We start from the raw sequence: 20,847 nt of genomic DNA, 5'->3' as shown, positions 1-20,847 counted from the left end.
AGGGCTGTAAAAGCTGATGAAATCAGCGTAGTAGAGCCCACTCAACCACTGCGTCTTGCTTGAAAATCCAAAAACAATTAAGAGGCTAGGACTTTTGTCCCAGCCTCCTTTTGGTATTAAATAAACAAACTAGCTGTTAAGATCAGATAGAGTAAGAAGGTGACTAGAAATCCAGCACGCCAGAAGTATTTGATAAATCTAGGGTAATAAAAACACTTTTTCTTTTTTAAGAAATAAATCGTTAGCCCCAAAGCTAAAAGCGAAAGGCTTAAAGCTAGCAGCGGTAAGAGGCTGTGATAAAAGACGCTGTCTGAGATCAGGTAGTACTCTAGAGCAAATAAAGGAAAGGCAATATCGGTCGATCGCCATCCTCTTTTTTGAAGCTTAAAGAGGTGAACAATGATGCCACTCAGAATCAGCGTTAAAAAAATAAATAATACAGAAGCAACTTTGATTAACATAGCTTCATTCTATCATAAAACGAAAAAAAAGTTTACTATATTTTAATTTTTTCTTGCAAAAAAAGAGAAATCGTGTATAATAGAAAGGTATGCACAAAGCATACTTGTGGGAGGTAAAAATCTGTAATTACCGCCAAAACCACAAAGGAGGATTTAAGAAATGGCTAAAAAAGTCGAAAAACTTGTAAAATTGCAAATCCCTGCTGGTAAAGCTACTCCAGCTCCACCGGTTGGTCCAGCGCTTGGTCAAGCAGGTATCAACATCATGGGATTCACTAAAGAGTTTAACGCTCGTACAGCTGATCAAGCTGGTATGATCATCCCAGTTGTTATCACTGTTTATGAAGACAAATCATTCGATTTCGTTACAAAAACACCACCAGCTGCTGTTCTTTTGAAAAAAGCTGCAGGTGTTGAAAAAGGTTCAGGTACACCGAACAAAACAAAAGTTGCAACTGTAACTCGTGCACAAGTACAACAAATCGCTGAAACTAAGATGCCAGATTTGAACGCTGCAAACATTGAGTCTGCAATGCGTATGATCGAAGGTACTGCTCGTTCTATGGGATTCACTGTTACTGACTAATTGTAACAATCCTATTTGCCCGCAATACACTTGATCAAATGACGAGTGACGTGGGAGATGAAAATCGATATGACCACATTACAAGGAGAAAGATAAAATGGCTAAAAAAAGCAAACAACTTCGTGCTGCTCTTGAAAAAATCGACAGCACAAAAGTCTACAGCGTAGAAGAAGCTGTAGCTCTTGCAAAAGAAACTAACTTTGCAAAATTTGACGCAACTGTAGAAGTTGCATACAACTTGAACATCGACGTGAAAAAAGCTGACCAACAAATCCGTGGTGCAATGGTATTGCCAAACGGAACTGGTAAAACTGCTCGCGTTCTTGTATTTGCACGTGGTGCAAAAGCTGAAGAAGCAAAAGCTGCTGGTGCAGACTTTGTAGGTGAAGATGACCTTGTTGCGAAAATCAACGATGGTTGGTTGGACTTCGACGTAGTTATCGCTACACCTGACATGATGGCTCTTGTTGGACGTCTTGGACGTGTCCTTGGACCTCGTAACTTGATGCCAAACCCTAAAACTGGTACAGTAACAATGGATGTTGCGAAAGCAGTTGAAGAGTCTAAAGGTGGTAAAATCACTTACCGTGCTGATAAAGCAGGTATCGTTCAAGCGATCATCGGTAAAGTTTCATTCGATGATACTAAATTGGTTGAAAACTTTAAAGCTTTCAACGACACAATCCAAAAAGCAAAACCAGCTACAGCTAAAGGTACTTACGTAACTAGCTTGACTTTGACTACAACTCAAGGTCCTGGTATCAAAGTGGATGTTAACTCACTTTAATTGAAATGAAAAGCTGCCTTCGGGTAGCTTTTTTTGTACGCCATTTTTATTTGCTACAGTTGGTAAAACTAATCGGATGGAAAAAAGAAAATTTTGATGGATATGACTATATAAAAAACGTAATTTATGGTAAAATAATACAGATCAAAAAAGGAGAGAGAAAATGGTAGAACCTAAGTATAAACGTATCTTAATCAAGCTATCTGGTGAGGCTCTTGCCGGCGAACGTGGTGTCGGAATCGATATCAAAACTGTCCAAAATATGGCCCAAGAAATCAAGGAAGTTCATGAACTTGGAATTGAAATTGCCTTGGTGATTGGAGGGGGAAACCTTTGGCGTGGAGAACCTGCTGCTGAAGCAGGGATGGATCGTGTCCAAGCAGACTACACAGGGATGCTCGGTACTGTCATGAACGCTCTTGTGATGGCTGATTCGCTTCAACAAGTTGGCGTGGATACCCGTGTTCAAACAGCGATTGCCATGCAACAAGTCGCAGAACCATATATCCGTGGTCGTGCCCTTCGTCACCTTGAAAAAGATCGGATCGTGATCTTTGGTGCAGGGATCGGTTCTCCTTACTTCTCAACAGATACGACTGCAGCCCTTCGTGCAGCTGAGATTGAAGCAGATGCCATTCTCATGGCCAAAAATGGGGTCGATGGTGTTTACAATGCCGATCCGAAAAAAGATGCTTCAGCTGTGAAATTTGAGGAATTGACTCACCGTGATGTGATCAACAAAGGTCTTCGCATCATGGACTCAACAGCCTCTACTCTCTCCATGGACAACGACATTGACTTGGTTGTCTTTAATATGAATGAACCAGGCAATATCAAACGCGTTGTCTTTGGTGAAAATATTGGTACAACCGTATCGAATAATGTAGAAAAATAATAGAAAATAGAGGAAGATTATGGCAAACCCAATCGTAGAAAAAGCAAAAGAAAGAATGACCCAGTCTCACCAAAGTTTGGGACGTGAATTTGGTAGCATCCGTGCTGGACGTGCAAATGCAAGTCTTTTGGATCGTATTTTCGTAGAATACTACGGAGTAGAGACTCCTTTGAACCAATTGGCATCTATCACTATTCCAGAAGCGCGTGTCTTGTTGATCACACCATTTGATAAATCATCTTTGAAAGACATCGAGCACAGCATCAATGCTTCTGACCTTGGCATCACTCCAGCCAACGATGGATCTGTTATCCGCTTGGTTATCCCAGCTTTGACAGAAGAAACTCGTCGGGACTTGGCAAAAGAAGTGAAAAAAGTGGGTGAAAATGCTAAAGTAGCGATCCGTAACATCCGTCGTGATGCTATGGATGAAGCGAAGAAACAAGAAAAAGCAAAAGAAATCACAGAAGATGAATTGAAAGGTCTTGAAAAAGAGATCCAAAAAGTTACGGATGACGCTGTTAAGCATGTAGATGAAATGACAGCTCATAAAGAAAAAGAATTGATGGAAGTTTAATCCATCCCAACCATTACAGGAAAGAAAGACTCAGTTGGCACTGCTGGCTGGGTTTTATTTCCATTATTCTTGTGAAGAAGCAAGAGGAAAGAAGGAAACATGAATACGAACCTAGCAAGCTACATCACGGGAATGGTCATTGATGAAAATGATCACTTCTATTTTGTTCAAAAAGATGGCCAGACCTACGCGCTTGATAAAGCAGAAGGCCCACACCAAGTTGGAGAAAGTGTCAAGGGCTTTGCCTATACAGATATGAAGCAAAAACTACGACTCACGATACTTGAAGTCACTGCAACTCAAGAAAACTTTGGCTGGGGAACGGTCACGGAAGTGCGCAAGGATTTGGGAGTCTTCGTGGATACAGGGCTTCCAGATAAGCAGATTGTTGTCTCACTAGATATCCTACCGGAGATCAAAGATCTATGGCCTAAAAAGGGCGATCGTCTCTATATTCGTTTAGAAGTCGATAAGAAAGATCGGATTTGGGGGATCTTAGCCTACCAGGAAGATTTCCAGCGTTTGGCTCGTCCAGCCTACAACAATATGCAAAACCAAAACTGGCCAGCCATTGTCTACCGCTTGAAATTGTCTGGAACCTTTGTTTACCTTCCAGAGAACAATATGCTGGGCTTTATCCACCCAAGTGAGCGCTATGCAGAACCTCGTTTGGGAGAGGTCTTAAATGCTCGTGTTATTGGTTTTCGTGAGGTGGACCGGACCTTGAATCTATCTTTGAAGCCACGCTCCTTTGAGATGTTGGAAAACGATGCTCAAATGATTTTGACCTATTTGGAAGCCAATGGAGGCTTTATGACCCTGAATGATAAGTCCTCTCCAGAAGAGATCAAGGCAACTTTTGGGATTTCAAAAGGTCAGTTCAAAAAGGCTTTGGGTGGGCTGATGAAGGCCAAAAAAATCAAGCAAGACCAGTTTGGAACAGAGTTGATCTAAGAGGAGGCTTATGCGAAAATCGTTTTATACTTGGCTGATGACGGAGCGCAATCCTAAAAGCAATGCTCCTAAGGCCATTCTAGCGGATCTTGCATTTCATGAGTCCGCTTTTCCCAAGCATACAGATGACTTCGACGAAGTCAGTCGCTATCTAGAAGAGCATGCCAGTTTTTCCTTTAATCTTGGCGATTTTGATGCGATTTGGGAAGAATACCAAGCCCACTAGAAAAGGACAGGTCGAGGATGGTTTTTTCTCGGCCTCTTTGTTATAATAATAGAAAAACACAGGTAGAGAGGTTCTTTATTTGCAAGAACATTCAGTTGAAATTACATTAACGCATCCAGACGATCTCTTTCATTTGTTTGGATCCAACGAACGCCATCTCCGTTTGATGGAGCAAGAATTTGGGGTAACTATTCACGCCCGGACAGAAATCGTCCAAATCATTGGGGAAGAAGAAAGCTGCGAACAGGTTCGTCAGGTCATCCAGGCTCTCTTGGTCCTCGTCAACCGTGGTATGACCATCGGAACGCCAGATGTGGTGACCGCCATTACCATGGTGAGAAATGGGGAATTGGATAAGTTCATCGCTCTCTATGAAGAAGAGATTATCAAGGACAGTTACGGCAAGCCTATTCGGGTTAAAACACTTGGTCAAAAGATCTATGTCGATAGTGTCAAGAACCATGATGTCACTTTTGGGATTGGACCAGCGGGGACCGGGAAAACCTTCCTAGCAGTGACCTTGGCTGTGACCGCCCTCAAGCGTGGTCAGGTCAAGCGCATTATTTTGACTCGTCCAGCCGTTGAAGCCGGAGAAAGCCTTGGTTTCCTTCCAGGAGATCTCAAAGAAAAAGTAGACCCTTATCTCCGTCCGGTCTATGATGCTCTTTACCAAATCCTGGGGAAAGACCAAACAACTCGGATGATGGAGCGCGAGATTATCGAGATTGCGCCTCTGGCTTATATGCGTGGGCGGACCTTGGACGATGCCTTTGTCATTCTCGATGAAGCGCAAAATACCACCATCATGCAGATGAAGATGTTTTTGACCCGTCTTGGTTTTAATTCCAAGATGATTGTCAATGGGGATACCAGCCAGATCGACCTTCCGCGAAATGTGAAATCCGGCTTGATTGATGCTCAGGAGAAATTGAAGAACATTTCTCAAATTGACTTTGTGCATTTCTCTGCCAAGGATGTCGTTCGCCATCCAGTAGTAGCAGAGATTATCCGGGCCTACGAGCCAATACCAAATCCAGTGCTCAAAGAAAAACCGGATGTAGAAGAAGAAGCAGAATAAAAAAGGCAAAGATCAGAGGATCTTTGCCTTAAATTGACGATAAAATCATCTTCTAGCCTTTCCTTAGGTGAGAACGGACGTCAGCGAACTTCTTCGAAGTTCCATGACTAATAATTGAGCCTAAGGTCTCAATTATTCCGAGTGCTTGAAACTTAATTGTTTCAGGCACTTTTCTCACGGCGGAAAGTCTCTGAAAATGATTAAAAAAACTCAAAACAACTTGTTTTTTCCAAAACTTTTTTAATTAGTTCAGATGAAAAAATAAGTTGCTTATTTTTTTCGATGATAATTCTTTAAATATATGATTGTTTAAACCAATTCATCAATTGGTGTGAAGTCGCGCTCTAAACCAGTAGCAACAGGCTGGCTGGTGATATGACCTTGGTAAGTGGTAACACCTTCTCGCAAGCCTTCATCGAGTGCAATTGCCTTGTGGAAGCCATTGTCAGCTAGGGATTCGACATAAGGAAGGGTCACATTTGTAAGGGCGATGGTAGAAGTGCGAGCGACAGCCCCTGGAATATTGGCAACGGCATAGTGGAGTACACCATGTTTTTCGTAAACTGGCTCCGTATGTGTTGTCACACGATCTGCTGTTTCAATTACCCCACCTTGGTCAACGGCCACATCGACGATGACAGAACCGGGACGCATTTGTTTAACCATATCATCCGTCACTAATTTAGGAGCTTTCGCACCAGGTATCAAGACAGCTCCGATGACAACATCGGCATCACGGACGCTGGCCTCAATATTAAAGGGGTTGGACATAAGGGTTTGGATTTGGTGACCAAAGACATCTTCCAGAACGGCTAAACGTTTGGCGCTGATATCTAAGATGGTAACTTGGGCACCGAGTCCAAGGGCGATCCGAGCTGCGTGGGTTCCAACAACCCCACCACCGATGATGGTGACTTTCCCTTTAGGAACACCAGGTACACCACCTAGGAGGACGCCTGATCCTCCTTCTTGTTTAGTCAAGAAGTGGGCTCCGATTTGTACCGCCATGCGTCCAGCAACCTCACTCATTGGTACCAAGAGAGGCAATTGTCCATCTAGGTCTCGTACGGTCTCGTAGGCTACCCCAGTTGTCTTAGCTGCGACCATGGCATCCGCTAATTCAGGAGCAGCAGCCATGTGCAAGTAGGTGAAGAGCAAGAGGTCATCACGAAGGAAGCCGTATTCTTCAGCAAGAGGTTCTTTGACTTTAACCACTAATTCAGCTGCCCAAGCTTCTGCAGCAGTAGCAACGATAGTTGCCCCTTGTTTAACGTAATCTTCATCTGCAAAGCCAGAACCGAGTCCGGCATTGGTTTCCACCAAAACTTGATGCCCTTTCTTCACCAAGCTTTGTACACCTGCAGGTGTCAAACCGACCCGATTTTCGTTGTTTTTAATTTCTTTTGGAATTCCGATTAACATGATTATTTCTCCTTACTTAGATATGGGTGTAAAAAGGCCATTGGTGTGAGATTTCTCTCTTGACTCAATGACCTTTTCACTCCTTATCTGATTGTTTTAATTGATTTTATTGTATAGAAAAGTTGGTTAAAAAGCAAGAAAAATTTGAGCTTGCCTTTCTTTAGGTTATTTGCTAAACTAATCCCTAAAGAAGGAGTGTCAAATGGAAAATTTATATGTGAAGTTAGCGGCTTATTGTGAAATGGAGACAGAGCGTTTACGTTTGCGTCCGGTCACTCTTGAGGATGCACCGGCTATGTTTGAGTACGCTTCTGATGAAGCTGTTACGCGCTATACTTTTCCAACCAATCAAAGTCTTGAAGAGACGCGTAATAATATTGCCCTCTTTTACCTAGCGAGCCCGCTCGGAAGATGGGGGATCGAGCTCAAAGAAAATGGAAAATTTATTGGGACGATTGATTTACTGGATTTGGATCTTTGTCTGAAAAAGGGGAGTATCGGCTATGTTCTGAATAAAGACTATTGGAACCAAGGTCTTGCGACAGAGGCTACCAAGGCAGTCATTGCCCTAGCTTTTGAACAGTTAGGGATGAACAAGCTCTTTGCCGTTCATGACAAGGACAACCCAGCTTCTGGCCGGGTGATGGCCAAATCAGGGATGCAATTTTCCCACGAAGAAGCTTACGCGATGCTAGACTTGCATGAAGAAGGGAGAATGGTGACGAGAGTCCATTATGTCCTCACAAAGGAAGAATATTTGGCAGAAAAAATGAGTCAGGATATTGACAAAAGGCCTATCTCCATGATATAGTAGATAGGTACTGCTGGTTTAGCTCAGTCGGTAGAGCGCATCCATGGTAAGGATGAGGTCGCCGGTTCAATCCCGGCAACTAGCATAGAAGAAGAGAAGCTTAGAGAGGATCTAGGCTTCTTTTTTGTAGGCTTTTTTCTAACTGAGAGCCTATTCGTAGAATCTTTTTCAACAATTTTCGAAAAAACGTTGACAAGCACAGAAATCCGTGGTAAAGTTATAGCAACAAAGAGAAAGGAGAAAACCATCATGAACAAAGTAGATGTTTTGATGACACAATTGAATACACAACTTCTCCAATCTCAGTTGAGTTCAATGTAAACAATGAATGAAACCCAAGATGGAGGAGTCTGTCTTGGGTTTTTTGTATGCATTTTTGCCTGCCTTAACTGAATTGGTGACAGGCATCAGAAGGCCCAAGTGTGGACTGAGCACCTACTCAGCTCCTTACTTGGGTTTTTTCTGTGCCATTTTGAAAAGGAGAATATATGATCAGAGCTATTTGGGAGTATATCAGGGAGCGCAAGTGGCGATATGTGAAGATCGCTATGGTCCTGATCCTTTATGATTACACCTTATTGATCCCGACGCAAGTTATTCAGCGTCTAGTGGATCATTTGAGTCAGCAGACGCTGACGCAATCCAACTTTGTATGGGATATGGTCCTCTTGGTAGGATCAGCCATCCTCAATTACTTGACGGCTTTTTATTGGCAGTTGCGCCTCTTTCAGTCGTCAGTTCATTTCAAGGCAACCCTTCAGGGACAAGCTTTTCGTAAACTAGTAGCTATGCGGCGTCCCTTTTTTGAGAAATTTCGTTCAGGAGATCTCTTGACGCGGTTCACGACGGATGTCGATGGCATGGCCGACATGGCTGGTTACGGGATGATGGTGCTCCTGTTTGGCGGTGGCTTGTTTGCCTTTATTATTCCGACCATGTTTTTCATTTCTTGGCAATTAACCTTGATTTCCTTTATTCCGATGATCTTCCTCATCGTCTCGACCTATTTTTTGAGTAGAAAGCAGGAGGATTATGTTGAGCAAAACCGGGAAGCAGTCGCTCAGTTGAATGATGAAGTCTTGGAGTCCATCGAAGGGATTCGGGTCATGAGGGCCTATAGTAAACGGGATCAGCAGGTCAAACAGTTTCAGAAGAAAACAGCTAGTCTATCCAAAACAGGGGACAAAATTGCTTCTATCCAATATTCTTTTGGCCCCTTAGCCCTGTTGTTTATTGGTTTTTCGACGGTCCTACTCTTGGTATTTGGAGGTCAGTCATTAGCAAGCGGGCAATTGAGCCTTGGCAAGTTATTAGCTTTGCAGCTGTATTTGGTCTTTTTAATTGAACCTATGTGGATGATGGCGGACCTGATCTTGGTCTATCAGACAGGGCAAATGTCCTATAAAAAATTAAAAGAAGTGATTGATGAAACGGATGATCTCGAGCCAGATGGTCCTAACTATTTAGAGCAGATTGATTCGGTGCAGTTTAAGGATTATTCTTTCAGCTATCCTGGCGCTGAGCGAAAGAGTCTATCAGGCATTGATTGGACCATTCAGAAAGGACAGACAGTTGGAATTGTTGGTCGTACCGGAGCAGGAAAGACTAGTTTGGTTCGACAATTCTTGCGGCAGTACCCAGTTGGTGAGGGAGAATTCTTGGTCAACCAGCAACCGATCGTGGACTACAACCGACACTCCATTGAAGCTAAAATCGGCTATGTTTCCCAAGAACATATTTTATTTTCAAAATCCATTCGTGATAATATCGCTCTGGGTAAAAATGGTGCTAGTGAAGAGGATTTGGTGGAAGCTGTAGCCCAAGCTGCTTTTGCAGATGATCTTGAGCGGATGTCTCAGGGAATGGACACCATGATTGGTGAGAAAGGGGTCTCTGTATCAGGAGGTCAAAAACAACGGATCTCTCTGGCGCGTGCCTTTTTAAGGGATGCGGATCTCTTGCTGTTAGATGATTCCCTTTCAGCGGTGGATGCCAAGACCGAACAGGCCATTATTGACACCATTCAAACAGAAAGAAAAGGCAAGACGACACTCATTGTTTCCCATCGCTTGTCTGCGGTTCATCAGGCGGATTGGATCATTGTCTTGGATCAAGGACAGATAGTGGAAGAAGGTAGAGCTAGTGATTTACTGGCTCAAGAGGGCTGGTATTATGAACAATACCAACGGCAACAAAAACAGGAAGGAGAATAAGATGAAAGTATTGAAACGATTATTATCTCGGATCACTCTTTATCCGACGGTTTTTCTTTCCGGCTTTATTTGTCTCTTACTAGCCACCATTTTTTCTGAATTGTCTCCTTTTCTTCTCCAAAAGATGATCGATGGGCCTTTGACTGCACTGACGCATGGTGGAGGGCAAGGTGAGCTACTTCAGATGGGAGCATTTTATCTCTTGGTCTTGAGCCAAGGACAGCTGATTAGCTACCTAGGAAATCGGATCTTATTACATGGAAGTAATCAAGTAACCGCTAGTCTGAGAGACCAAGCCTTTCAAGTCATGCAAGGTCTGCCTATTTATTATTTTGATGACAAGCCGGCTGGAAAGATCGCAACAAGAATTGTCAATGATACGGAGACCTTGCGGACCCAGTTTTATAACTCTTGTATGATACTAGTCATCTATTTGGTGCGATTTCTCTTTATCCTAGAGATTCTCTTTTACCTGAGTCCTATGATGGGGCTACTCTTGTGTCTGGTTTTTCCAATTTTCTATGGAATCCAGTATCTCTACAAGGTCATGACGGACCAACCTATGAAGGATTTCTTTGATGCGAGAAGCGAGGTCAATACCCAAGTCAATGAACTCTTGCATGGTGCCAGTATGATTCAGCTCTATCATCAAGAGCCTGGTATGGTAGAGGAGTTTGAAGCCACTACCCAGAAGATGCTAGGAGCCAATGATCGGATCCTCTTAGCTGATTCCATCGCTTCTTGGACCTTGACAGAATTGCTCAAGTTTTTAGTGATTGCAGGTATATTGACCATCGCTGGGATTTCTTTCCTACAGGGCAATATCGGTGTGACAGCTGGTTTCTTATTTATCAATATTAACTATGTCATCAATCTGTTTGATCTCATGGCCAATCTCAGTCGTCAATTTCCGAATATTCGGCGATCACTAGAGACGGGGAGTCGCGTCCTTGCCTTCTTGGATCAACCCATAGAGGCCGACGGGGTATCGGAACTGAAGATAGAAAAGGCTCAAGTCGTGTTTGATGATGTTCAATTTGCTTATGAAGAAGGCAAGCCAGTTTTACAGGATATTGCCTTTCAGGCTAGTCCGGGTCAAACCATCGCTCTTGTGGGCCACACTGGATCGGGTAAGTCTTCTATTATGAATCTACTCTATCGTTTCTATGATCCTCAAGAAGGAGCGATTTTGATCGATGGGCAAGATATTCGCCAAGTCTCTCGTGAGAGCCTGCGAAGCCACATGGGCATTGTTCTGCAAGATCCGTATCTATTTACAGGTACCATTGCCAGTAATGTGGCCATGAGTCAGGATCATATTGACCGGGATGCGGTTAAAGATGCGCTGAAAAAAGTCGGGGCTTGGCCCTTTGTAGAGCGCCTTGAAAAGGGAATCGACCATCCAGTCGTAGAAAAAGGATCTGCCTTTTCAAGTGGCGAGCGCCAGTTGATTTCCTTTGCGCGGACGCTCTATATGAATCCGCAAATACTGATTTTGGATGAGGCAACCTCTCATATCGATACGGAAACAGAAGAAGTCATCCAACAAGCTATGGCGGTCCTGCAAAAGGGCCGGACCACCTTTATCATTGCCCATCGCTTGTCCACTATCCAAGATGCGGATCAGATCTTAGTCTTATCTGAAGGACGCATTGTAGAGCGTGGTAGACACGAGGAACTGGTTACACAAGGCGGGATCTATGCCCAGATGAATGCCATCCAGCAAACAGTGGTGTAAGATGATCATGCAAAGAAAAAGTTTGAAAACCAGCCTGTATCTAGTATATAGGCTGGTTTTTGTGATATAATAAAGTGATAATAGTGAGGTGATCCAGATGTATATTGAAATGGTAGATGAGACGGGCCAAGTCTCTGACGAAATCTTAAAACAAACGCAAGAAATTTTAGAATTTGCTGCTCAAAAAATTGGGAAAGAAGACAAGGAAATGGCTGTGACTTTTGTGACCAATGAACGCAGTCATGAACTAAATCTTGAATACCGTGATACGGATCGTCCGACAGATGTCATCAGTTTAGAATACAAGCCTGAGATGGAGATTTCTTTTGATGAGGAAGACCTTGAAGAAAATCCAGAATTGGCAGAGATGATGGCGGAATTCGATACCTATATTGGTGAGCTCTTTATTTCAATTGACAAGGCGCGGGAGCAAGCGGAAGAATATGGCCATAGCTTTGAGCGCGAAATGGGATTTTTGGCAGTACATGGTTTTCTTCACATCAATGGCTATGATCACTATACGCCAGAAGAAGAAAAGGAAATGTTTGGCTTACAGGAAGAGATTTTGACAGCCTATGGACTCACAAGACAATAAGCGAAAATGGAAAAATCGAGACTTCACTTCAAGCCTGGAGTTTGCGATAACAGGAATTTTCACATCGATCAAAGAAGAGCGCAATATGCGCAAGCACGCCTTATCAGCCCTTGTAGCAATGCTTGCTGGTTTGGTATTTAGGATTTCTGCGACAGAATGGCTCTTTTTATTGCTCAGCATCACTTTGGTGATTGCTTTTGAAATTATGAATTCAGCCATTGAAAATGTGGTGGATCTAGCCAGTAACTACCATTTCTCCATGTTGGCAAAGAATGCCAAAGACATGGCAGCTGGAGCGGTCCTCGTTGTATCAGGTTTTGCCTTGGTGACAGGATTGATCATTTTTGTGCCCAAATTCTGGGCCTTGGTATTTGGATAAGAGGGAGCATGCCCTCGTGAAAGGAAACTATGACATTTAAATCAGGCTTTGTAGCCATTTTAGGACGTCCCAATGTCGGGAAGTCAACATTTTTGAACCACGTCATGGGGCAAAAGATTGCCATCATGAGTGACAAGGCGCAAACAACGCGCAATAAGATTATGGGAATCTACACAACCGATAAGGAACAGATTGTCTTTATCGATACGCCAGGGATTCACAAACCTAAGACAGCTCTTGGTGACTTCATGGTAGAGTCGGCCTATAGTACCCTTCGAGAAGTCGATACGGTTCTCTTTATGGTACCAGCAGATGAAGCGCGTGGCAAAGGTGACGACATGATTATCGAACGCCTTAAAGCAGCTAAAGTGCCCGTCATCCTCGTGGTCAACAAGATCGACAAGGTCCATCCAGACCAACTTTTGGCGCAAATCGATGATTTCCGTAGTCAGATGGACTTCAAGGAAATTGTGCCGATTTCAGCCCTTCAAGGAAACAATGTTTCGCGTTTGATTGATATTTTGAGCGAAAACTTAGAAGAAGGATTCCAATATTTCCCTGCTGATCAGATTACTGACCATCCAGAGCGTTTCTTGGTCTCTGAAATGATCCGTGAGAAAGTCTTGCACTTAACTCGTGAGGAAATTCCACACTCAGTTGCCGTAGTGGTGGATTCTATGAAGCGGGATGAAGAGACCGATAAGGTTCATATTCGAGCGACCATCATGGTGGAACGTGATAGCCAAAAAGGGATTGTCATCGGAAAAGGTGGCGCCATGCTCAAGAAGATCGGAACCCTTGCGCGGAAGGATATCGAGCTCATGCTAGGGGACAAGGTATTCCTAGAAACCTGGGTCAAGGTCAAGAAAAATTGGCGGGATAAGAAATTGGATCTTGCCGATTTCGGTTATAACGAAAAAGAATACTAAGAAGAGGTGGGCAGAAGCCTGCTTCTTGTTTTTGAAAGGAGTTCTATGCCTGAATTACCAGAAGTTGAAACCGTCCGACGCGGTCTTGAGAAATTAATTCTTGGGAAGACCATCCAAGTAGTGGAAGTAAAGTATCCAAAGATGATTCAGACGGGTCTGGATGCTTTTCGTCAAGATCTCCCAGGTCAAGAAATTCGGGCCATGGGGCGCCGCGGGAAATACCTCTTGTTTTATTTGACGGATTTGGTTTTGATCTCGCATTTGCGGATGGAAGGCAAGTATTTCTTTTATCCAGACGAAGTCCCTCTTCGCAAGCACGCCCATGTCTTCTTTTATTTTACTGATGGCAGCACCCTTGTCTATGAAGATGTCCGCAAGTTTGGGACCATGGAAGTCTTAGTACCTGAGCTTGTAGACAGCTACTTTTTGGCGAAAAAGATTGGTCCAGAGCCAACAGAAGCAGATTTTAAAGAACAAGCCTTCCAAGCAGCTCTTAAAAAATCAAAGAAACCCATTAAATCAGCTCTTTTAGACCAAAAATTAGTGGCTGGTCTGGGCAATATCTATGTAGATGAGGTCCTTTATCGAGCCAAGGTTCACCCAGCTCGTTTGGGTCAAAGCTTGTCTGCTAGAGAAGCCAAAGCCATCCGAAAGGAAACAATCGCCGTATTAGCTCAGGCTGTCGAAAAAGGTGGCTCCACTATTCGCTCCTATAGCAATGCTTTTGGAGAGGATGGTACCATGCAGGAAGAGCACCAAGTCTATGGAAAGACAGGTCAGCCTTGTTTGCGCTGCGGGACACCGATTGAGAAAATCCAGCTGGGGGGACGTGGAACCCATTTTTGCCCGCACTGTCAAAAGGAGAACTAGATGGCAAGAATCATCGGATTAACAGGAGGGATTGCTTCAGGAAAGTCCACTGTCACCTCCTATTTGAAAGAAAAAGGTTATCCTGTCATTGATGCTGATCGAGTGGTTCATGACTTGCAAGTTCCAGGAGGGGCCCTCTACCGTGTCTTAGTGGATCATTTTGGTAGGGAGATTCTCGACGCAAGTGGAGAGTTGGATCGTGTAGCTTTAGGCCAGCGGATTTTTTCAAATCCTAGTGAACGAGACTGGTCCAATCGCGTCCAAGGCCAGCTCATTCGTGAGGCTTTGGCAGATGCAAGAGACAGGCAAGCTGCTCAATCCGGTCTCTTTTTTATGGATATTCCCCTCTTGATCGAGCAGCACTATGAAGAGTGGTTTGAGGCTGTATGGTTGGTAGCTGTCTCAAAAGAAACCCAGCTCAAGCGCCTGATGAAACGCAACCACTTATCAGAACTGCAGGCTAAAGAACGCATCGCTGCTCAAATGCTGCTAGATGAAAAAAGAGCCCATGCGGATCTGGTCTTAGACAATAATGGCGATCTAACTGCCCTCTATGCCCAATTAGATACAGCCCTAAAACAAATAGAAAGAAGATGATTTTATCACAAGAGAAATCAATTGGCGTAAAAATCTATATATTGCCTGGATCGGGTGTTTTTTCATCGGAGCTAGCCTTTCGTTAGTTGTGCCTTTTATGGCCCTATTTGTAGAAGAGTTGGGCGTTACGGGCAAGGCTGTTCCTTTTTATGCAGGGATTGCCGTCGCGAGTTCTTCTGTAACCTCTGCGATCATGTCTCCTATCTGGGGGAGCTTGGCCGACCGCTATGGTCGAAAACCCATGATGCTCAGGGCTTCTATTGCTATGACCCTGACCATGGGAGGGATCGCCTTTGTGCCATCCGTCTTTTGGCTCCTGGTTTTGCGCTTTCTCAACGGTGTCTTTTCAGGCTTTGTCCCTAATAGTACAGCCTTGATTGCCAGTCAAGTATCAAAGGACCAATCGGGCTATGCCCTGGGGACTTTGTCGACCGGTGTCGTAGCTGGAACCTTGATGGGGCCTTTGATTGGGGGACTCATTGCTGAAAATCTGGGAATGCGCAATGTCTTTCTTTTGGTTGGCTTTTTCTTATTTCTAGTGTCCCTTTTAACCTTTTGGGGCATCGAGGAAGACTATGAGCCCATTCCAAAAGAAGAACAAAAATCCAGTTGGCAGTTGCTCATGTCCATTCAGCAAAAGGATATTCTCTTAGGCCTCTTTTTGACCAGTATGACCATTCAAATGATCGCCCAATCTATTTCTCCAATCCTGCCTCTTTATGTGCGAGCTTTAGGACAAAGAGATAACTTGATTTTTGTATCGGGGATGATTGTTTCGGCTATGGGAGTCTCTAGTATGCTCTTTTCAGGTTGGATGGGAAAACTCGGAGACCGAATCGGGAATCACCGGCTCTTATTAATCGCCCTTCTCTATAGTGGTTGTCTTTATATTCTCTGTGCCCAAGCGCAAACGCCTCTGCAATTAGGAATCTTACGCTTCCTTTTTGGGATTGGGACTGGCGCCCTTTTACCAGGAGTTTCTGCTTTGTTAAATCGCTTAACCCCTCCTGAAGGGATCTCTCGGATCTTTAGCTACAACCAGCTCTTTTACTACTTAGGTGGCGTGTTAGGGCCAATGATGGGATCGAGTATTTTCATGCATTTTGGCTATCATTGGGTTTTTTACGGCACAGCCCTCTTGGCCTTTACCGATTTGATTTTCCTCTTATTCTTATTTAGAAAGTATTTGAAAGTGAGAGACGTACGTGCGAATTAAAGTTCAATTGACCTGCACAAGCTGTGGGAGTCAGAATTATTTGACCAGTAAAAATACCAAAACCCATCCCGAAAAGATCGAGGTTTTGAAGTATTGTCCCAAGGAAAGAAAAGTAACCTTACATATTGAATCAAAATGATTTTCATGGTATAATAGTGAGGATTTTAAGGAGTTTTGAATATGAGCGGAGCATTAACAACTATTTTACTAGTATTATCAGTATTGATTATTATCGCAATTTTTATGCAACCAACAAAAAACCAATCGAGCAACGTCTTTGACGCAAGCTCAAATGACTTGTTTGAACGTTCAAAAGCGCGCGGGTTTGAAGCCGTGATGCAGCGTTTAACAGCTATTATGATCTTCTTTTGGTTATTAATCGCGATGATCTTAATGGTACTTTCTAGTAGATAAGATAGGCTCAGACAATGTCTTTGCCTATTTTTATTTTGCAAAACAAAGACACATTTAGATAGAAAAAAGGAGGCTGGATAACCAGCAAATACATTCATGAAAACAAGTATTAAAGAATATTTACAAGAGCATGACAAAGCCCAGATCAATGATCTGGCAGCAGCTCTAGGAAAAGAAGGATCTAAGGATTTTCGTGACTTGGTCAAAACCATCTCTCTGATGGAACGCCGTCATGAGTTGAAATTCGAGGATGATGGCTCTCTTCGTTTGGCTCAAAAGAAGGCCCCAGCCATTACCCTCAAGGGGATCTTTCATGCCCATAAAAATGGCTTTGGCTTTGTCAGTTTAGAAGGCGAAGAAGAGGACCTCTTTGTTGGTCGAAATGATGTCAACCACGCCATCGATGGGGATACTGTTGAGATCGTCATTACCAAGGTAGCAGACCGAAACAAAGGAACGGCAGCAGAAGCTAAGATTATTGATGTCTTGGATCATAGCGTCAAAACGGTTGTTGGACAAATTGTTCTGGATGAGGAAAAGCCCAAATATGCCGGCTACATCCGTTCGAAAAATCAAAAAATCAGCCAGCTGATCTATGTGAAGAAGCCAGCCATCCAATTGGAAGGTACCGAAATCCTCAAGGTCGAAATTGATCAATACCCGAGCCGCAAGCACAATTATTTTGTGGCAACTGTGCGGGATGTGGTCGGTCATGTGACAGATCCTGGAATCGATGTCTTGGAAGTGCTAGAATCCATGGATATCGTCTCAGAATTTCCAGAAGAAGTGCTGAAAGAGGCTGAGCAGATTCCAGATGCACCGTCTGCAAAGAATTTAGAGGGGCGGTTGGATCTGCGAGAGGAGATTACCTTTACGATCGACGGAGCGGATGCCAAAGACTTGGACGATGCGGTCCATATCAAGCCACTCAAGAACGGCAATTTTGAGCTGGGGGTTCACATCGCAGATGTCTCTTATTACGTTACAGAAGGCTCAGCACTTGATAAGGAAGCTCTAAATCGTGCAACTTCTGTCTATGTGACCGACCGAGTAGTACCCATGCTTCCAGAACGCTTGTCCAATGGGATCTGTTCTTTAAATCCGAATGTGGACCGCCTGACCCAGTCTGCCATCATGGAGATTGATCCTCATGGAAAGGTCGTCAAGCATACCATTACCCAAACAGTGATCAATACAACCTTCCGAATGACCTATAGCGACGTCAATGATATCTTAGCGGGAGACGAAGATAAGGCTCAAGAATTTAAGAAAATTGTCCCAAGTATTCATCAAATGGCGACCTTGCATGGTATTCTAGAAAGCATGCGGATTCGCCGAGGAGCCCTCAATTTTGATACCAATGAGGCTAAAATCCTAGTCAATAAAGAAGGAAAACCGGTCGACATTGTCCTCCGTCAAAGAGGAATTGCGGAACGGATGATTGAGTCCTTTATGTTGATTGCCAATGAAACGGTAGCGGAACACTTTACGCGAATGAAACTGCCGTTCATCTACCGGATCCACGAAGATCCAAAGGCAGAAAAAGTACAGAAGTTTATTGACTATGCTTCTAGCTTTGGGATCCAGATCTATGGAACGGCTAGTGACATGAGCCAAGAAGCCCTGCAAGAAATTATGCGCAAGGTTGAAGGAGAACCTTATGAGGATGTCCTTTCGATGATGTTGTTGCGCTCGATGCAACAGGCCCGTTATTCGGAGCACAACCATGGCCACTATGGGCTTGCTGCGGAATATTATACCCACTTTACTAGTCCCATTCGCCGGTATCCGGACCTGATGGTTCATCGAATGGTGCGCGAATACGGTAAATCCCAAGAAGTGGCAGAACACTTTGAACAAGTCCTTCCAGACATTGCCAGCCAATCCTCTAGTCGAGAGCGCCGGGCTATTGATGCCGAGCGTGAAGTAGAAGCTATGAAGAAGGCTGAATACATGGAAGACTATGTTGGGGAAGAGTACGATGCTGTGGTTTCCAGTGTAGTGAAATTTGGCCTCTTTGTGGAGTTGCCCAATACGGTCGAAGGGTTGATCCATATTACTAATCTTCCTGAATTCTACCATTTTAACGAACGGGATCTAACCCTCCGCGGGGAGAAATCGGGAGTGACTTTCCGTGTTGGTCAGCAAATCCGGATCAAGGTCGAAAGAGCTGACAAGATGACCGGAGAGATTGATTTCTCTTATATTCCAAGTGAATGGGATATCGTCGAAAAAGGCCTCAAGGCTAAAGGCCGTGACCGAGATGGCAATCGCAGGGATCGCAGACGCAAAGACAAAAAAGTTTCTAAGGGATCAACCGTTAGAAGAGATGACAAAAGGAAAGATTCTTCATCTAAATCCAAAAAGAAAAAAGGGAAGAAACCATTTTACAAGGAAGTAGCAAAGAAAGGAGCCAACCATGGCAAAGGGCGAAGGAAAGGTAGTCGCACAAAATAAAAAGGCGAGACATGACTACACCATCGTGGATACAATAGAAGCAGGGATGGTGCTGACGGGTACAGAGATCAAAAGTGTCCGTGCAGCACGCATTAACTTGAAAGATGGTTTTGCACAAGTTAAAAATGGAGAAGTTTGGCTCAGCAACGTCCATATTGCCCCTTATGAGGAAGGCAATATCTGGAACCAAGATCCAGACCGTCGTCGCAAGCTTCTTCTTCATAAAAAGCAAATCCAAAAGCTGGACCAAGAAACCAAAGGGACAGGAATGACCCTGGTGCCTTTAAAGGTCTATCTCAAGGATGGCTATGCCAAATTGCTTTTGGGACTCGCTAAAGGGAAACATGATTATGACAAGCGTGAATCCATCAAACGTCGGGAACAAAACCGGGATATCGCACGGGTCATGAAACAATACAATACACGTTAAACTAAGAAGGCATTTCTGAAACTTGTTTCAGAAATGCCTTTTTTATCGGAGAGGGGCCTCTTTTTCCAACTTGTAAAAAAGGTCTTTTTCCTGTATGATAAGAGTACTGAAAGAATAAGGAGAAGCCACATGACACAAAAATTGATCCCTTACAAGCGCATGCCTATCTGGACCAAGGATACCATGCCAGAAGCTCTTCAAAGAAAGCACAATACCAAGGTAGGAACCTGGGGGAAGATTACGGTTCTAAAAGGTCAGTTAAGATTTATTGAACTGACAGCAGAGGGAGAAGAAATCGCCAGCCACCTTTTTGAAGCAGGAGCAGAGAACCCCATGGCCGAGCCCCAGGCCTGGCACCGAGTCGAAGCGGCGACTGATGATGTGGAGTGGTACTTAGAATTTTACTGTGAGCCAAAAGACTATTTTCCTAAAAAGTACAATACCAACCCTGTCCATTCAGAGGTGCTAGAAGCAGTGGGAATTGTCCCAGCTGGAAAGGCGCTGGATCTAGGATGTGGGCAAGGACGCAATGCTCTCTTTTTGGCCCAACATGGCTTTGATGTGACAGCAGTAGATCAAAATGAATTGGCTCTTGAGATCTTACAAAGTATTGTCGCTGAAGAAGATATGGACATGCCAGTAGGACTTTATGATATCAATGCTGCTGCCCTCACCCAAAACTATGATTTCATCGTGTCAACTGTGGTCCTTATGTTTTTAGAGGCAGAGCGGATCCCAGCGATCATTCGCAATATGCAAGAGCATACCAACCCAGGTGGCTACAATCTCATTGTCTGTGCCATGGATACAGAAGATTATCCTTGTCAGATGCCCTTCTCGTTTACCTTTAAAGAAGGAGAATTGGCGGAGTATTACAAGGATTGGGAATTAGTCAAATACAATGAAAATCCTGGCCACCTCCATCGTCGAGATGAGAATGGAAATCGAATTCAACTTCGATTTGCAACCATGTTGGCAAAGAAAAAATAAAGAAAAAGCAGGATGTTAAGATCCTGCCTTCAGATTGAAGACAAAGTCATATAAAAAACTTTCCTTAGGTGAGTACGGACGTCAGCGAACTTCTTCGAAGTTCCAAGACTTAGTTTTGAGCCTAGGGTCTCAAAACTCCCGAGTGCCTGAAACGTTATTGTTTCAGGCACTTTTCTCACAGCGGAAAGTTTCGGTATTTTCTTGAATCGATTTAAAAATTGG

At 43.8% G+C, this 20,847-nt stretch carries 23 protein-coding genes and 1 tRNA gene; 22 read left to right on the top strand and 2 right to left on the bottom strand.

The features are described from left to right. Positions 1-116 precede the first annotated feature (116 nt). Complete coding sequence (locus tag ADI76_RS01695) at positions 117-461, bottom strand: DUF3397 family protein (protein WP_021153646.1); 345 nt, start codon at positions 459-461, stop codon at positions 117-119. Between the two features lie 160 nt (positions 462-621). Between ADI76_RS01695 and rplK the strand changes: the two genes are divergently transcribed. The 7 genes from rplK (at position 622) to ADI76_RS01660 (ending at position 5,564) form a co-directional block, all read left to right on the top strand. Then, complete coding sequence (gene rplK, locus ADI76_RS01690; protein ID WP_003005369.1) at positions 622-1,047, top strand: 50S ribosomal protein L11; 426 nt, start codon at positions 622-624, stop codon at positions 1,045-1,047. A gap of 97 nt (positions 1,048-1,144) precedes the next feature. Next, on the top strand, positions 1,145-1,834 hold the full coding sequence (gene rplA / locus ADI76_RS01685; protein ID WP_003005355.1) for a 50S ribosomal protein L1: 690 nt from the start codon (positions 1,145-1,147) through the stop codon (positions 1,832-1,834). A 163-nt stretch (positions 1,835-1,997) separates the two neighbouring features. Then, positions 1,998-2,729, top strand: coding sequence for a UMP kinase (pyrH, locus tag ADI76_RS01680; protein ID WP_003005706.1), 732 nt, complete (start codon positions 1,998-2,000; stop codon positions 2,727-2,729). A gap of 19 nt (positions 2,730-2,748) precedes the next feature. Continuing rightward, on the top strand, positions 2,749-3,306 hold the full coding sequence (gene frr / locus ADI76_RS01675) for a ribosome recycling factor (protein WP_003005165.1): 558 nt from the start codon (positions 2,749-2,751) through the stop codon (positions 3,304-3,306). 99 nt (positions 3,307-3,405) lie between these two features. Then, positions 3,406-4,260: an RNA-binding virulence regulatory protein CvfB gene (gene cvfB / locus ADI76_RS01670; RefSeq protein ID WP_049514279.1), complete on the top strand. Its 855-nt coding sequence runs from the start codon at positions 3,406-3,408 to the stop codon at positions 4,258-4,260. Positions 4,261-4,270: 10 nt separating this feature from the next. Continuing rightward, the gene (locus ADI76_RS01665; protein ID WP_003005127.1) at positions 4,271-4,486 is read left to right on the top strand and encodes a YozE family protein; all 216 of its coding nucleotides are present in this window, start codon (positions 4,271-4,273) and stop codon (positions 4,484-4,486) included. Positions 4,487-4,565: 79 nt separating this feature from the next. Next, entirely contained in the window at positions 4,566-5,564 is a 999-nt protein-coding gene (locus ADI76_RS01660) for a PhoH family protein (protein WP_049514277.1), read from the top strand. Between the two features lie 309 nt (positions 5,565-5,873). Here the strand turns inward: ADI76_RS01660 and ald are convergent, their stop codons facing one another. After that, a complete protein-coding gene (ald, locus tag ADI76_RS01655; protein WP_049514275.1) occupies positions 5,874-6,986 on the bottom strand; it encodes an alanine dehydrogenase in 1,113 nt (370 codons plus the stop codon). Positions 6,987-7,188: 202 nt separating this feature from the next. Between ald and ADI76_RS01650 the strand changes: the two genes are divergently transcribed. The 15 genes from ADI76_RS01650 to tehB all read left to right on the top strand — a co-directional run bounded on the left by ADI76_RS01650 (position 7,189) and on the right by tehB (position 20,625). Then, on the top strand, positions 7,189-7,797 hold the full coding sequence (locus ADI76_RS01650) for a GNAT family N-acetyltransferase (RefSeq protein WP_049514272.1): 609 nt from the start codon (positions 7,189-7,191) through the stop codon (positions 7,795-7,797). 12 nt (positions 7,798-7,809) lie between these two features. Then, a tRNA-Thr gene (locus ADI76_RS01645) sits at positions 7,810-7,882 on the top strand. 403 nt (positions 7,883-8,285) lie between these two features. Further along, positions 8,286-10,010, top strand: a complete 1,725-nt coding sequence (tetA(46), locus tag ADI76_RS01640) for a tetracycline efflux ABC transporter Tet(46) subunit A (protein ID WP_049514269.1) — start codon at positions 8,286-8,288, stop codon at positions 10,008-10,010. Between the two features lies 1 nt (position 10,011). Next, on the top strand, positions 10,012-11,748 hold the full coding sequence (tetB(46), locus tag ADI76_RS01635; RefSeq protein WP_049514267.1) for a tetracycline efflux ABC transporter Tet(46) subunit B: 1,737 nt from the start codon (positions 10,012-10,014) through the stop codon (positions 11,746-11,748). Positions 11,749-11,845: 97 nt separating this feature from the next. Then, positions 11,846-12,343 carry an rRNA maturation RNase YbeY gene (gene ybeY, locus ADI76_RS01630; RefSeq protein WP_006595862.1) on the top strand — a complete coding sequence of 166 codons (498 nt, stop codon included), beginning with the start codon at positions 11,846-11,848 and terminating at the stop codon, positions 12,341-12,343. Next, positions 12,324-12,722: a diacylglycerol kinase family protein gene (locus ADI76_RS01625; protein WP_049514264.1), complete on the top strand. Its 399-nt coding sequence runs from the start codon at positions 12,324-12,326 to the stop codon at positions 12,720-12,722. Before ybeY ends, ADI76_RS01625 begins: the two co-directional genes overlap by 20 nt. A gap of 29 nt (positions 12,723-12,751) precedes the next feature. Beyond that, on the top strand, positions 12,752-13,651 hold the full coding sequence (gene era, locus ADI76_RS01620) for a GTPase Era (RefSeq protein WP_006595864.1): 900 nt from the start codon (positions 12,752-12,754) through the stop codon (positions 13,649-13,651). A 45-nt stretch (positions 13,652-13,696) separates the two neighbouring features. Next, positions 13,697-14,521 (top strand): DNA-formamidopyrimidine glycosylase, encoded by an 825-nt coding sequence (gene mutM / locus ADI76_RS01615; RefSeq protein ID WP_049514263.1) that lies wholly within the window; start codon positions 13,697-13,699, stop codon positions 14,519-14,521. Continuing rightward, a complete protein-coding gene (coaE, locus tag ADI76_RS01610) occupies positions 14,522-15,118 on the top strand; it encodes a dephospho-CoA kinase (protein ID WP_049514262.1) in 597 nt (198 codons plus the stop codon). It abuts the gene before it with no gap. 16 nt (positions 15,119-15,134) lie between these two features. Next, the gene (locus ADI76_RS01605; protein WP_223345280.1) at positions 15,135-16,334 is read left to right on the top strand and encodes a multidrug efflux MFS transporter; all 1,200 of its coding nucleotides are present in this window, start codon (positions 15,135-15,137) and stop codon (positions 16,332-16,334) included. Beyond that, entirely contained in the window at positions 16,324-16,473 is a 150-nt protein-coding gene (gene rpmG, locus ADI76_RS10825) for a 50S ribosomal protein L33 (RefSeq protein ID WP_003005699.1), read from the top strand. The genes ADI76_RS01605 and rpmG overlap by 11 nt, the downstream gene beginning before the upstream one ends. Before the next feature lie 41 nt (positions 16,474-16,514). After that, positions 16,515-16,748, top strand: coding sequence for a preprotein translocase subunit SecG (gene secG / locus ADI76_RS01600; RefSeq protein WP_003008189.1), 234 nt, complete (start codon positions 16,515-16,517; stop codon positions 16,746-16,748). 96 nt (positions 16,749-16,844) lie between these two features. Continuing rightward, a complete protein-coding gene (gene rnr, locus ADI76_RS01595) occupies positions 16,845-19,205 on the top strand; it encodes a ribonuclease R (protein ID WP_049514261.1) in 2,361 nt (786 codons plus the stop codon). Then, positions 19,168-19,635, top strand: coding sequence for an SsrA-binding protein SmpB (gene smpB / locus ADI76_RS01590; protein ID WP_009731435.1), 468 nt, complete (start codon positions 19,168-19,170; stop codon positions 19,633-19,635). The genes rnr and smpB overlap by 38 nt, the downstream gene beginning before the upstream one ends. A 129-nt stretch (positions 19,636-19,764) precedes the next feature. Next, entirely contained in the window at positions 19,765-20,625 is an 861-nt protein-coding gene (gene tehB / locus ADI76_RS01585; RefSeq protein ID WP_049490851.1) for an SAM-dependent methyltransferase TehB, read from the top strand. Positions 20,626-20,847: the final 222 nt, after the last annotated feature.

The organism is Streptococcus parasanguinis, assembly GCF_001074805.1.
In the GTDB taxonomy this organism is placed as follows: Bacteria; Bacillota; Bacilli; order Lactobacillales; family Streptococcaceae; genus Streptococcus; species Streptococcus parasanguinis_A.
The sequence above is the reverse complement of the archived record's forward strand: the minus strand, read 5'-3'. Positions and strand labels throughout refer to the sequence as shown.